Consider the following 13,384-nt stretch of genomic DNA (forward strand, 5'->3'; position numbering starts at 1 on the left):
CCGGTCAAATATTCAACAGGGATGGGCGTTTCGCCCATTTTTCATTTGTGGGCGAGAAAATGGATCTTCTGAAACTAATCGAACAGACCGCGGAAGGCCTCGGCTACGAGCTAGTTGATTTCGAGACATCGCCCCGGGGCCGGTTGATGCGGGTGTTCATTGATTCGCCGAACGGCATCACGGTGGATGACTGTTCCGCAGTGAGCAATCAGCTTACGCGGATTTTCGAAGTCGAGAACGTCGATTACGACCGCCTTGAGGTGTCTTCGCCTGGTCTGGACCGGGCACTCAAGAAGCCGGCCGATTTCGACCGTTTCGCCGGGCAGGAGGTGCAGGTCCGCCTCACCATGCCAATTGCCAATCAACGTAATTATGCCGGGGTGCTGCAGGGTCTGAAAGACGGCGTGGTCACCCTGGAAACGGAAAAGGGATCGATGGAGATCCCGTTTGAAGATATTGAGAAGGCCCGCCTGGTTCCCAGGTTTTAAGGAATTTGGAGGTTTGCAGGTATGAGCCGCGAAATTTTGTTGTTGGTCGATGCGCTGGCGCGCGAAAAGAACGTTTCGAAGGAAATCGTTTTTTCTGCGCTGGAGTCCGCGCTCGCTCAGGCGACCAAGAAACGCATTAACGACGAAGCCGATGTGCGCGTCGCCATCGACCGGGAAACCGGCGATTACGAGTCCTTCCGTCGCTGGCAGGTGCTGCCCGACGAAGATGTTGAAAACGATGAAGCCCAGATGGGGCTGATCGATGCCCGTGAAGAGTATCCGGACATCCAGGTTGGTGATTACGTTGAAGAGGGGCTGGAGGCGATCGATTTCGGTCGCATCGGTGCCCAGGCCGCAAAACAGGTCATTTTGCAGAAGGTTCGCGACGCCGAGCGGGAGCAGATTCTCAGCGACTTCCTCGAGCGTAAGGAATACATCATCTCCGGCGCCATCAAGCGCATGGAGCGTGGCAGCGCGATCATTGAAGTGGGACGCCTGGAAGCCGTGCTGCCCCGCGAGCAGATGATTCCGAAGGAAAATCTGCGTGTCGGTGACCGGGTCAAGGCCTATCTGCTGCGGATCGACCGCGGCGCCCGTGGTCCGCAGTTGATCCTTTCGCGGACCGCGCCCGAGTTCGTGATGCGCCTGTTCGAACTTGAAGTGCCCGAGATCGATGACGGCCTGCTGGAGATCAAGGCCTGCGCCCGTGATCCCGGCCTGCGCGCCAAGATCGGCGTCAAGTCGAACGATCCGCGGATCGATCCGATCGGTACGTGTGTCGGTTTGCGCGGCTCCCGCGTGACTGCCGTCCGTAACGAGATCGGCGGCGAAAATATTGACATCGTGTTATGGTCGCCCGAAGCGGCCCAGTTCGTGATTGGCGCCCTGCAGCCCGCGGAAGTTTCCTCCATCGTCGTCGATGAGGAAGCCCACGCGATGGATGTGGTCGTCGACGAGAACAACCTGGCTATTGCGATTGGTCGCAACGGCCAGAACGTCAAGCTTGCTTCCGAGCTGACCGGCTGGACCATCAATCTGATGACCGAAGCCGAATCGGAGCGCAAGTCCGAGGCGGAACACAGCTCGGTACGCCAGCTGTTCATTTCCAGACTGGACGTGGACGAGGAAGTAGCAGACATCCTGATCGACGAGGGTTTCTCGTCGCTGGAAGAAATTGCCTACGTTCCGCTGGCTGAAATGCTGGAAATCGAATCCTTCGACGAAGAAACGGTTAACGAGCTGCGCAACCGCGCCCGCAACGTGCTCCTGACCGAAGCCATTGTCACCGAAGAACAACTGGAAAGTGTCGCCGAGGATCTGCTTGGCCTCGAAGGCATGGACAAGCCCCTGGCAGCGAAGCTTGCCCAGGGTGGCGTACATACCCGCGACGAACTGGCTGATCTGGCGGTGGATGAACTGATGGAAATGTCGGGGCTGGATGAAGAGCGGGCCAAGAATCTGATAACCAAAGCGCGTGCGCACTGGTTCGAGTAATACCCCGGAGGGTTAATATGGGACAGACAACCGTTACACAATTTGCCGGCGAACTTAAAATGCCGGCCTCCGTGTTGCTCGAGCAGTTGCAAAAGGCTGGCGTTGACAAGGCACGGGAATCCGATCTGCTTTCTGAGCAGGATAAATCCCGTTTGCTCGACTTTCTCCGTCGCGCTCATGGAGATACCGCAGCAAAATCCAAAATCACGCTGACGCGCAAGGAAACCAGTGAGATTCGGGCAACCGACTCCACGGGGCGTGCCCGCACGGTGCAGGTCGAGGTCCGCAAGAAGCGAACCTTCGTGAAGCGCGATGAAACACCCGCGTCGGAGACCGCCGTCAGTGCAGCGGCTGAAGAAGTGGCGGTGCAGGCTGCCGTGCAGGAACTCGAGCCGGTTGTCGTTCCTGTGGTCGAGCCGATCGAGCCCGAGGTGGTGGTCGCTGCTCCGGAAGTCGAGCCTGCGGTCGAAGTTGTGCCCGAGCCTGAGCCCGTAGTCGTTGCCAAGGAGCCGGAACCGGAACCGGAACCCGTTCCGGAACCCGAGCCTGCTCCGGCTCCCGTCGAGGTGCCTGAGGTCAAGGTTGCGCCCAAGGCGGAACAGAAGCCTGCCGAGCCTAAAGCTGAGCGTCCGGCAACCCCGGTGCGCCGCGTCGTGGCTGGTTCGATCCTGAGTGTTGAAGAAAAAGCTGCGCGGGAACGCGAAGCCCAGCGCCACTCCGAACTGGCGGCCCGTCAGGCTGCGGATGTCAAGGAAAAGCAGGAGCGTGAAGCTCGCGCCCGTGCAACCATGCTGCAGCGCGCCGAAGACGAGAAGCAACGTCTGGCCGCTGTCGAAAAGGCCAAGGTCGAGGCCGAAGCTCCGCCCAAGACGGGTACGCTGCACAAGCCTGCCAAGACTGAAGACAAGGGCGTCCGCAAGGAAGTCAAAAAAGTCGTCAGCAAGGAAGCGCCCGGCGACGCCAAGCGTCGCGGTGGAATCAAGACCCGCGGTGATACGACCGGCGGTGCCGGTGGCTGGCGTGGCGGCGGCCGCAGTGGTGGCCGCAGTGGCGGTCGTCACCAGGACACCACTGCCTTCGTTGCTCCGACTGAGCCGATCGTGCGCGAAGTGCACGTGCCGGAAACCATCTCGGTTGCCGATCTGGCCCACAAGATGTCCGTCAAGGCCGTCGAGGTCATCAAGGCCCTGATGAAGATGGGTTCCATGGTTACCATCAACCAGGTGCTGGACCAGGACACGGCGATGATCATCGTCGAGGAAATGGGCCACAAGGCGCTGGCAGCCAAGCTGGACGATCCGGATGCTTTCCTTGAGGAAGACGTCGAGCATAAGGATATTCCGCTGGAGCCCCGCGCTCCCGTGGTCACCGTCATGGGTCACGTCGACCACGGCAAGACGTCGCTGCTCGACTACATCCGTCGCGCCAAGGTCGCCGCAGGCGAAGCCGGCGGCATCACGCAGCATATTGGTGCCTACCACGTGGAAACCGATCGTGGCATGGTTACCTTCCTCGACACCCCGGGTCACGAGGCCTTTACGGCGATGCGTGCCCGTGGCGCCAAGGCAACCGACCTTGTCGTTCTGGTGGTTGCAGCCGACGACGGCGTAATGCCCCAGACCAAGGAAGCCATTCACCATGCGAAGGCGGCCGAAGTGCCCTTGATCGTGGCGGTGAACAAGATTGACAAGCCGGGTGCCAACCTTGAGCGTGTTCGTCAGGAACTGATCACTGAAGGCGTCGTGCCGGAAGCCTATGGCGGCGATACGATGTTCGTCGAAGTGTCGGCGAAGACGGGGCAGGGCATCGACAGCCTGCTCGAAGGCATCCTGCTGCAGGCTGAAGTGCTCGAACTCACGGCTCCTCGCGAAAGCATGGCCAAGGGACTGATCATCGAAGCCCGTCTCGACAAGGGGCGTGGTCCGGTGGCAACCCTGCTGGTCCAGTCCGGCACGCTTCGGCGTGGTGACGTGGTGCTGGCTGGTGCGACTTTTGGTCGTGTCCGTGCGATGCTCGATGAAAATGGCAAGCCGATCGACGAGGCTGGTCCTTCCATTCCGGTGGAAATCCTAGGCCTGTCCGAGGTGCCGGGTGCCGGTGATGAAGTCGTGGCGCTGGCCGACGAGCGCAAGGCGCGGGAAATCGCGCTGTTCCGTCAGGGCAAGTTCCGTGACGTAAAGCTCGCCAAGCTGCAGGCAGCCAAGCTCGAGAGCATGTTCGAACAGATGGGCGAGGGCGAGGTCAAGACCCTGCCCCTGATCATCAAGGCCGACGTGCAGGGCTCCCAGGAAGCGCTGGCCCATTCGCTGGTCAAGCTGTCCAACGAGGAAGTCCGGGTTCAGGTTATCCACGGCGGCGTCGGGGCAATCAGCGAGTCCGACGTCAACCTTGCCCAGGCCTCGGGTGCTGTCATCATCGGCTTCAACATCCGTGCCGATGCCAATGCCCGCAAGCTGGCAGAGACTTTTGGCGTGGATCTGCGCTACTACAACATCATCTACGATGCAGTGGATGAAGTTAAGAGCGCCCTGTCCGGAATGCTGGCGCCCGAAAAGCGTGAGCAGGTTCTGGGTCTGGTCGAAATTCGCCAGGTCTTCACGATCTCCAAGGTCGGCACGATCGCCGGTTGTTACGTACTCGAAGGTCTCGTCAAGCGTAACGCGCAGGTTCGCGTGCTGCGCAACCACGTGGTCATCCATAGCGGTGAGCTTGAATCGCTCAAGCGATTCAAGGACGACGTCAAGGAAGTCAAGTTCGGCTACGAGTGCGGTCTGCAGGTCCGGAATTTCAATGATCTCCAGGAAAGCGACCAGCTCGAAGTGTTCGAAATCCAGGAAGTTGCGCGGACCCTGTAAGCCATGCCCAAGGAGTTTTCCCGTGGCCAGCGCGTGGCTGAGCAAGTCCGCCGCGAACTGGCCGAGCTGATCCGGCTCGAAGTTAAGGATCCTCGCGTCGGTTTCATTACCCTGACCGACGTGGAGATCACGCCGGACTACGCACACGCAAAGATATTCTTCACCTCGATGACGGGGCAGGAAGGGCTCGACGAAATCCTCAGGGGTTTGCGTAGGGCCAGCAGCTTCCTGCGTCGCGAGCTTGGCAAACGTATCCGTATTCATACGCTGCCCGAGCTGCATTTCGTCTACGACCCTTCTGTGGAAACCGGCAACCGGATTTCCGCGCTCATCGACAAGGCCATCGAGGCTGATCGTCACCGTGCCGACGAGACCGGCGATGTGGCGGATGAAGGCGATGCCGGTGGAGCGGAGCCGGATTCGTCCCGTTGAGATCCAGGCGCTGCGTTTGCAGCGCCTTTTCAGGAATTTTCCCGTTTGGCCAAAGCTCCTCAGCGACGCACTCCGCGTCGTGTCGTCAATGGCGTCCTGTTTCTGGACAAACCTGTCGGCATCAGCTCCAACAATGCCCTTCAGAAGGCCCGCTGGCTCTTGAACGCAGCCAAGGGCGGCCATACCGGCACGCTGGACCCGATGGCGAGTGGCTTGTTGCCGCTCACTCTTGGGGAGGCCACCAAGTTCTCCCAGACCTTGCTCGACGCAGACAAGGCCTATGACGCGACCGTGCTGCTTGGCGTGACAACGACGACGGCTGATGCCGAAGGCGAAGTGCTGGCCCGCTGCCCGGTTGACGTTTCCGACTCCGACATCGAACGGGCGCTGGTGCAGCTACGGGGTGATATCGAACAGGTTCCACCCATGTATTCGGCCCTCAAGCATCACGGGAAGGCACTCTACGAGTACGCTCGGGCCGGGGTCGAGATTCCCCGCGAGCCGCGTCATGTAAAGATCCATCGATTTGAATGTCTCGGCCGCGACGGTGACAGCCTCATGGTCCGGGTGGAGTGCAGCAAGGGCACCTATGTGCGTACCCTCGCCTCCGATCTCGGCGCCATGCTGGGCTGTGGCGCCCATCTCACCGCCTTGAGGCGCACGCGCATCGGCCCTTTCGTTATCGACGGCACGGTGCCGCTGGCGGATATCGAGGCCATGCCTCCCGAAGAGCGGGACAGCCTGCTTGCTCCTGTCGACTCGCTACTGGTGCATTTGCCGCGGCTCGATCTCGATGCGAACCAGACCCGCAGTTTCACCCATGGCCAGTCGGCGCAGGGCTGCATTGGTGCGGCGGGGGAGATGTTTCGGGTCTATCATGATGAAGGTTTTCTTGGCGTGGGAAGTCTCGATGACGCCGGCGCGCTGGTGCCGACACGCCTGATTTCGACCAGCAACCAATGAAATGTCTTGAGTAATCGGGCATCCGTTCGATATAATCGCGAGCTTCGCAAGGCTACAACTAACCGAGTTAAACAATGGCAATCTCCACTGAACAAAAAGCGCAAATCGTTGGTGACTACCAGCGCGCCAAGGGCGATACCGGATCTCCGGAAGTGCAAGTCGCTCTGCTTACCGCCCGCATCAACGATCTGACCGGCCACTTCAAGGCCAACGTCAAGGATCACCATTCCCGTCGCGGTCTGCTGATGATGGTTAGCCAGCGTCGCAAACTCCTTGACTACCTGAAGCGCAAGAACGTCGACAGCTATCGTGAGCTGATCGCTCGCCTTGGCCTGCGCAAGTAAGCGGATAGAAATAGCTTCGTTACTGAACGTGACAATCCTGCCAGTCGTGCAGGTTTGGTCATGGGCACAGCCGGTGTAAGCCCACGTGGCTTCGCCGGCTTTGTCACATCTGTGCGCCAGAGAAAACGGCGCTTTTACCTCGGCTACACGTGCGGTTGTGGTTTGCCGCCTGCCGATTGAATGAAAGGACATCCTTTGCCTACTGCAATCAAGAAAACTTTTACCTACGGCTCCCACACCGTCACCCTGGAAACCGGCGAAATTGCCCGTCAGGCTCATGGTGCTGTGCTTATTACCATGGACGACACCGTGGTGCTGGCGACCGTGGTTGCGGCGAAGAACGCCAAGCCGGGCCAGGATTTTTTCCCGCTGACCGTTGATTACGTTGAGAAGTTCTACGCGGCCGGCCGTATCCCCGGTGGCTTTTTCAAGCGGGAAGGTCGTCCGACCGAGAAGGAAACGCTGACTTCCCGACTGATCGATCGTCCGATCCGCCCGCTGTTTCCGGAAGGCTTCTACAACGAAGTGCAGGTCATTGCCCAGGTGGTGTCCCTGAATCCGGAAGTTGACGCCGACATCCCCGCGATGATCGCTGCGTCCGCGGCGCTGGCGATTGCCGGCATCCCGTTTGCCGGCCCGATCGGCGCCTGCCGCGTGGGCTACAACAACGGCGAGTACATCCTCAACCCGACCGCCACCCAGCTGCAGACCAGCAAGATGAACCTGGTGGTTGCCGGTACCGAAACCGCGGTGCTGATGGTCGAATCGGAAGCCCTCGAGCTGTCTGAAGAAGTGATGCTCGGCGGCGTGGTGTTTGGCCACACCCAGATGCAGGCTGCCATCCAGGCCATCAACGAGCTGGTTGAAGAAGCCGGCAAGCCCGAGTGGGACTGGCAGGCCCCGGCCAAGAACGAGGCCCTGATTGCCCGCGTTACCGAGATTGCCAGCGCCAAGGTTGACGAAGCCTTCCGCATCACTGCCAAGCAAGCCCGTTCGCAGCAGCTGTCGGCGATCGGCAAGGAAGTGCACGAAACGCTGGCTGCTGAAGGTGTCGTATTCGACGCCAACACTGTCAACAACATCATTTTCGACCTGGAAGCCAAGGTCGTCCGTGGCCGCATCCTGAGCGGCGAGCCGCGTATCGATGGTCGGGACACCCGCACCGTGCGTCCGATCGACATTCGTGTCGGCGTGCTGCCGCGTACCCACGGTTCCGCGCTGTTTACCCGCGGCGAAACCCAGGCGCTGGTTGTGACCACCCTCGGCACCGGCCGCGACGAGCAGATCATCGATGCAGTTGCCGGCGAGTACCGCGAGCGCTTCATGCTGCACTACAACTTCCCGCCGTTCTCCACGGGTGAGTGCGGTCGTTTCGGTTCGCCGAAGCGTCGCGAAATCGGCCATGGCCGCCTCGCCAAGCGTGCCTTGGCCGGCGTGCTGCCGAGCAAGGAAGCGTTCAGCTACACCGTTCGCGTGGTGTCCGAGATTACCGAATCCAATGGCTCCAGCTCGATGGCTTCCGTGTGCGGCGGCTCCCTGGCCATGATGGATGCGGGCGTTCCGCTGTCGGCTCCGGTGGCTGGCATCGCCATGGGCCTGATCAAGGACGGCGGCCGTTTTGCCGTGCTGACCGACATCCTTGGCGACGAAGATCACCTCGGCGACATGGACTTCAAGGTGGCGGGTACCGAAAACGGTGTTACTGCACTGCAGATGGACATCAAGATCCTCGGTATCACCAAGGAAATCATGCAGGTCGCCCTGGCCCAGGCCAAGGAAGGCCGTCTGCATATCCTCGGTCTGATGCAGGACGCCCTCGGCGGTGCCCGTGGTGAGGTTTCCGACTTCGCTCCGCGCATGATCACGCTGAAGATCAACCCCGAGAAGATCCGTGACGTGATCGGCAAGGGCGGTGCCGTGATTCGTGGCCTGCAGGAAGAAACCGGCACGATCATCGAAATCACCGACGACGGCAACGTGACGATTTCTTCCGTGAGCTCCGAAGGTGCCCAGATCGCCAAGAAGCGCATCGAGGACATCACCGCCGAAGTGGAGGTGGGCAAGGTCTACGAAGGCCCCGTGCTGCGTATTCTCGATTTCGGCGCGATCATCAACATCATGCCGGGTCGTGACGGTTTGCTGCACGTCTCCCAGATCGCCAACGAGCGCGTCAATGCCGTGTCCGACTACCTCAAGGAAGGTCAGGTCGTTCGCGTCAAGGTGCTCGAGACTGACGAAAAGGGTCGTGTCCGCCTGTCGATGAAGGCGTTGCTGAACGAACAAGCCCAGTAATCCGGGTTTGGTTCTTTGCAAAAACGGGCGCTTGGGCGCCCGTTTTTATTGGTGAGTGCGTTTCACCCGAATGTCGTCGCACGGTTTGGTGAGGCGGCCGATTTTCGCGGGAACCGCGGCAGGAAGTGGTCGTCAGACCGGAAAGGGCTCATGCTTTGCCCGGTATTGCAAAAATCAATTTCATTCCTGGAGGCTTTGATCGCTGATGAGCCGAGCTGCTTCGCTTACTCCGTCTCCGTGGGTTACCCGTTTTGCGCCACTGATTGCTGCCGATGGCGAGGTGCTTGATTTTGCCTGCGGCAGCGGCCGGCATGCGCGCTGGCTGGCGAGCAAGGGATTTCGCGTCGAAGCGGTGGACAGGGATGCGGTGGCGCTGGAGCTGCTGACGGGTACGCCCCATTTGACGACCCGTGAAGCAGATCTGGAGGAGGGGCCGTGGCCCTATGCCGGTCGCCATTTCGATGCGATCGTGGTGACCAATTATCTTTATCGGCCCCGTCTGCCTCTGTTGCTGACTGCGCTGAACCATGGTGGCGTACTGATCTACGAGACTTTCATGGTTGGTAACGAGCGCTTCGGCAAGCCGAGCAACGAGGCGTTCTTGCTCCGCTCCCACGAGCTCTTCGAGCGCGTCGCGGACGCGTGCACCGTACTTGCCTACGAGCAGGGTGAAGTCGCGGAGCCCAAGCCGGCGGTCATTCAGCGCATCTGCGCGGTTAAGGGGCACAACCCTTCCTTGCGCCTGCCATGAGAGGCAGAGCGAAATCGTCCGAGCGTTTCGCTCGAGGTGCTTCGGGGTTGATCAGGGCTCAGCGCAGCAGCGGCTTGAGTTCGCGCCAGATGGTATCGAGGATGAGGGGCTGGGCGTCGGCAACCGGATGGATGCCATCCTGCTGGAAATAGGCGCGTTGGTCGGCGAAGCCTTCCATCATGAAGGGCACGAGGCGCAGCTTGTTGGCCCTGGCCAGATCCTGGAAGGCTTTTTCGAAGCGGGTGGTGTAGTCCGGGCCGTAGTTGGGCGGCATGCGCATGCCGATCAGCAGCACCTTGGCGCCGGCCTGGCGGCTTGCGTCGATCATGGCCTGGAGGTTGGTGCTCATGGCCGCTACGGGAAGCCCGCGGAGCCCGTCATTGGCGCCCAACTCGATGACGACCAGCGAGGGGCGGTGGGTTTGCAGTGCCGCGGGTAGCCGGCTGCGTCCGCCGGCGGTGGTTTCGCCGCTGATGCTGGCGTTGATGACCTTGTGGGGAAGGCGCGCGTCAGCGATCTTTTTTTCAAGGAGGGCCGGCCAGGCCTGCTGGGGGCGCAAGCCGTAGCCGGCTGACAGACTGTCGCCCCAGACCAGCACGGTTCCTGCAAACGCCGACGCACTGGCAAGCAGCAAGCCTGCCAGTGCGTAGCGGAGAAGGGCCGCAATGGTCATCGGGCGGGTTGTCGGCCGTTCAGGCGGGCAGCTTGTCGGCGCAGTGGCCCTGGATTATCTGCATCAACGGCGGGAAGACCTTGGGTGTGGCGGCGACGATGTTGCCGCTGGCCAGGTAGCCGGATTCCCCGGACAAATCGCTCACCAGACCGCCGGCTTCACTGATCAGCAGGCTGCCGGCCGCCATGTCCCAGGGCGACAGGCCGAACTCCCAGAAACCATCGAGGCGACCCGCTGCGACGTATGCCAGGTCGAGTGCTGCCGCGCCGGGGCGACGCAGGCCGGCAGTTTTCTGGGTGAGTTCCTTGAAGATGGCCAGGTAGGTGTCGATGTTGGCGAACTGGCGGTAGGGGAAGCCGGTGCCGACCAGGGCCTCCTGCAGACGCAGACGCTTCGAGACGCGGATGCGGCGATCGTTCAGGAATGCGCCGGCACCCTTCGATGCGGTGAACATCTCGTTGCGGTTCGGGTCGAAGACCACCGCCTGCTCGACCACGCCCCGCCGGGCCAGTGCGATGGAGATTGCGTATTGGGGAAAACCGTGGAGAAAGTTGGTGGTGCCATCGAGGGGATCGATGATCCACTGGTACTCGGTGTCGGCCTCCGGGCCGGTCTCGCCGGACTCTTCTGCTAAAATGCTGTGGCTCGGATAGGCATCACGGAGTACCTGGATGATGGCTTCTTCAGCCGCCCGGTCTACTTCGGTTACGAAATCGTTGGGCGATTTTGTCTCGACGCGTAGCAGATCGACGTCGAGCGAAGCCCGGTTGATGACTGTGGCCGCACGGCGTGCGGCTTTGATGGCAATGTTCAGAGTGGGATGCATGGGTGTCTGGCAAGGTCTGCCGGCCCGGGCATGAATGGCCCACCGGTCGACTCTAATTCGGGAAACCGCATATTTTAATATGAACAACGATGGCGCGCTTGAGCGCGTGCGTGTCGTCCTCTCTCGGACCAGTCATCCAGGCAATATCGGAGCAGCGGCCAGGGCCATGAAAACCATGGGCCTGTCGCATCTTGTGCTGGTGAGTCCCCAGGCTTTCCCTGATCCTGTTGCCACCGCCCGTGCGGCGGGTGCGGACGACATCCTTGCCAATGCGCGGGTCGTCGGCAGCCTTGCCGAGGCGCTCGAGGGAACGGTTTTCGCTGCGGCGATGACCGCCCGGCGGCGTGAAATGGCGGTGCCGATGAAGTGGGCGCGGGAAGCGGCGGTCGATCTGGTCGAGCGGGCGGCGCATGGTGATGTGGCGCTGGTCTTCGGCAACGAGACGATGGGGCTTTCCAACGAGGACGTGGCCCTGTGTCACATGCCGGTCAAGGTGCCGGTCAGTGAAACCTACTCGTCGCTCAATCTCGGCGCGGCCGTGCAGATCCTCTGCTACGAGCTGCGCATGGTGGCGCTTGATCCCGGGCAGGCGCCGGGGCTGGAGTTCGAACCGGCGACCCACGAGCAGATCGAGGGTTTTTACGGGCATCTTGACAGGGCGATCACGGCCAGCGGCTTTTTCAATCCCGTGAATTCCAAGCGCCTGTGGCCGCGTTTGCGCCGGATGTTCGGGCGCATCCGGCTCGAGAAGGATGAAGTCAACATCCTGCGCGGAATGTTGACCGCCTTCGAGAAAAACTCAAAGTAGACTAAAATAGTCGGGATTAAAAACAAGAATTCCCCGTGCCTGCTGGCCGGGGCGAGAACAAGCACGAGTTAATTTCGGGGAGTCCTCTCTCATGTTCAGTCGTCTGCGTGAAGACCTGTCCAACGTTCTTGAACGGGATCCGGCTGCACGCTCCAGGTGGGAAGTGCTCACCTGCTATCCGGGAATGCACGCCCTTTGGCTGCACCGCTTCGCCCATGCCGCCTGGGTTCGGGGCTTTCGCTGGGTCGGGCGGTTCTCCAGCCACATCGGGCGAATGCTGACCGGTATCGAGATTCATCCGGGCGCGGTCATTGGCCGGAGGGTGTTCATCGACCACGGTATGGGCGTCGTCATCGGCGAAACCGCCGAAATTGGCGATGACTGCACGATTTACCAAGGTGTGACCCTCGGCGGAACGTCGCTTTACCGCGGCACGAAGCGCCATCCGACCCTTGGTCGCGGCGTTGTGATCGGCGCCGGTGCAAAAGTGCTGGGCGGTTTCGAGGTCGGCGATGGCGCCAAGGTCGGCTCCAACGCGGTGGTCGTCAAGCCGGTGCCGGCGGGCGCCACGGCGGTCGGCAACCCCGCGCGGGTTATCGATGCGGACAATGACGCCGCCGCGCAGGCGCGTGCGGCAAAGGCCGAGCAGATGGGTTTTACCGCCTACGGCGTGACGCGCGACATGGACGACCCGGTGTCCAAGGCGCTGCATGGCTTGCTCGATCACGCGGTCGAGACTGACCGCAGGATTCGCGTTCTGCTCGACAAACTGACTGAGGCGGGTATCTGCGTCGACGATGCCGTCAAGTCGGAGGATGCCTTCGATCCGCTCGGCCTTGGTAAAATGGTCGATTGAGCACGCTGGGTGTGCGCTTTGCCTGAAAATAGTTGATCGTTTTTGTCGGGTTTGGTAATCTTGACTGAAACGTTCAACTATTAACCAGTCAGGACCGGGAGCCCCCATGAGACTCACCACCAAAGGTCGTTTTGCTGTCACAGCAATGATTGATCTGGCGCTGCGCTGTGCCGAAGGGCCGGTTACGCTGGCGGGTATCGCGGATCGCCAGAAGATATCCCTGTCCTACCTCGAGCAACTTTTCGGCAAGCTGCGCCGCTTTGAGCTGGTGACCAGCGTGCGCGGCCCGGGCGGCGGTTATGCGCTGGCGCGCGAGACGGCAACGATCACGGTGGCGGACATCATCGCGGCCGTGGATGAGCCTCTCGATGCCACATCCTGCGGCGGCAAGGAAAACTGCAAGGACGAACATCGCTGCATGACCCACGATTTGTGGACCAACCTCAACCGGCGCATGTACGAGTACCTGCATTCGGTGACGCTGGCCAATCTGGTCGAACAGCAGCACGCAAAGGGCGGTCCGGTGGCCGTGCTGCACGACGAGCGCCCCGCGACGGCCTCCCGCGGCGCCGCCAAGCTTCCGCTGACGGCCTGAAACGGCT

13 protein-coding genes are annotated in these 13,384 nt (G+C 61.1%); 11 read left to right on the forward strand and 2 right to left on the reverse strand.

Annotated features, from left to right (window positions below; genetic code table 11):
- Nucleotides 1-59 precede the first annotated feature (59 nt).
- From rimP to Q1W26_RS15345, 8 genes are all read left to right on the forward strand, one after another.
- Entirely contained in the window at nucleotides 60-488 is a 429-nt protein-coding gene (gene rimP, locus Q1W26_RS15310; protein ID WP_300442004.1) for a ribosome maturation factor RimP, read from the forward strand.
- Nucleotides 489-509: 21 nt separating this feature from the next.
- Nucleotides 510-1,982 (forward strand): transcription termination factor NusA, encoded by a 1,473-nt coding sequence (gene nusA, locus Q1W26_RS15315; RefSeq protein WP_300442007.1) that lies wholly within the window; start codon nucleotides 510-512, stop codon nucleotides 1,980-1,982.
- A gap of 17 nt (nucleotides 1,983-1,999) precedes the next feature.
- Entirely contained in the window at nucleotides 2,000-4,837 is a 2,838-nt protein-coding gene (gene infB / locus Q1W26_RS15320) for a translation initiation factor IF-2 (protein WP_300442011.1), read from the forward strand.
- 3 nt (nucleotides 4,838-4,840) lie between these two features.
- Nucleotides 4,841-5,269 (forward strand): 30S ribosome-binding factor RbfA, encoded by a 429-nt coding sequence (gene rbfA / locus Q1W26_RS15325; RefSeq protein ID WP_300442014.1) that lies wholly within the window; start codon nucleotides 4,841-4,843, stop codon nucleotides 5,267-5,269.
- Nucleotides 5,270-5,314: 45 nt separating this feature from the next.
- Nucleotides 5,315-6,232: a tRNA pseudouridine(55) synthase TruB gene (gene truB / locus Q1W26_RS15330; protein ID WP_300442016.1), complete on the forward strand. Its 918-nt coding sequence runs from the start codon at nucleotides 5,315-5,317 to the stop codon at nucleotides 6,230-6,232.
- A 74-nt stretch (nucleotides 6,233-6,306) separates the two neighbouring features.
- Entirely contained in the window at nucleotides 6,307-6,576 is a 270-nt protein-coding gene (gene rpsO / locus Q1W26_RS15335; protein ID WP_141349014.1) for a 30S ribosomal protein S15, read from the forward strand.
- Nucleotides 6,577-6,756: 180 nt separating this feature from the next.
- On the forward strand, nucleotides 6,757-8,868 hold the full coding sequence (gene pnp / locus Q1W26_RS15340; protein WP_366143683.1) for a polyribonucleotide nucleotidyltransferase: 2,112 nt from the start codon (nucleotides 6,757-6,759) through the stop codon (nucleotides 8,866-8,868).
- Between the two features lie 205 nt (nucleotides 8,869-9,073).
- Nucleotides 9,074-9,619: a class I SAM-dependent methyltransferase gene (locus tag Q1W26_RS15345; RefSeq protein WP_300442022.1), complete on the forward strand. Its 546-nt coding sequence runs from the start codon at nucleotides 9,074-9,076 to the stop codon at nucleotides 9,617-9,619.
- 58 nt (nucleotides 9,620-9,677) lie between these two features.
- On the opposite strand, the gene Q1W26_RS15350 is transcribed toward Q1W26_RS15345, so the two are convergent.
- Both Q1W26_RS15350 and Q1W26_RS15355 read right to left on the reverse strand, forming a co-directional pair.
- Nucleotides 9,678-10,292, reverse strand: coding sequence for an arylesterase (locus Q1W26_RS15350; RefSeq protein ID WP_300442025.1), 615 nt, complete (start codon nucleotides 10,290-10,292; stop codon nucleotides 9,678-9,680).
- Nucleotides 10,293-10,311: 19 nt separating this feature from the next.
- Nucleotides 10,312-11,118, reverse strand: coding sequence for an inositol monophosphatase family protein (locus Q1W26_RS15355; protein WP_300442028.1), 807 nt, complete (start codon nucleotides 11,116-11,118; stop codon nucleotides 10,312-10,314).
- A gap of 79 nt (nucleotides 11,119-11,197) precedes the next feature.
- Here Q1W26_RS15355 and Q1W26_RS15360 point away from each other — a divergent pair, with 79 nt between their 5' ends.
- The 3 genes from Q1W26_RS15360 (at nucleotide 11,198) to iscR (ending at nucleotide 13,377) form a co-directional block, all read left to right on the forward strand.
- Nucleotides 11,198-11,926, forward strand: a complete 729-nt coding sequence (locus tag Q1W26_RS15360) for an RNA methyltransferase (protein ID WP_300442031.1) — start codon at nucleotides 11,198-11,200, stop codon at nucleotides 11,924-11,926.
- Between the two features lie 91 nt (nucleotides 11,927-12,017).
- Nucleotides 12,018-12,782, forward strand: coding sequence for a serine O-acetyltransferase (gene cysE / locus Q1W26_RS15365; RefSeq protein WP_300442034.1), 765 nt, complete (start codon nucleotides 12,018-12,020; stop codon nucleotides 12,780-12,782).
- 106 nt (nucleotides 12,783-12,888) lie between these two features.
- Complete coding sequence (gene iscR, locus Q1W26_RS15370; protein ID WP_300442037.1) at nucleotides 12,889-13,377, forward strand: Fe-S cluster assembly transcriptional regulator IscR; 489 nt, start codon at nucleotides 12,889-12,891, stop codon at nucleotides 13,375-13,377.
- The last annotated feature ends 7 nt before the right edge of the window (nucleotides 13,378-13,384 follow it).

Source organism: Zoogloea sp. (assembly GCF_030157465.1).
In the GTDB taxonomy this organism is placed as follows: Bacteria; Pseudomonadota; Gammaproteobacteria; order Burkholderiales; family Rhodocyclaceae; genus Zoogloea.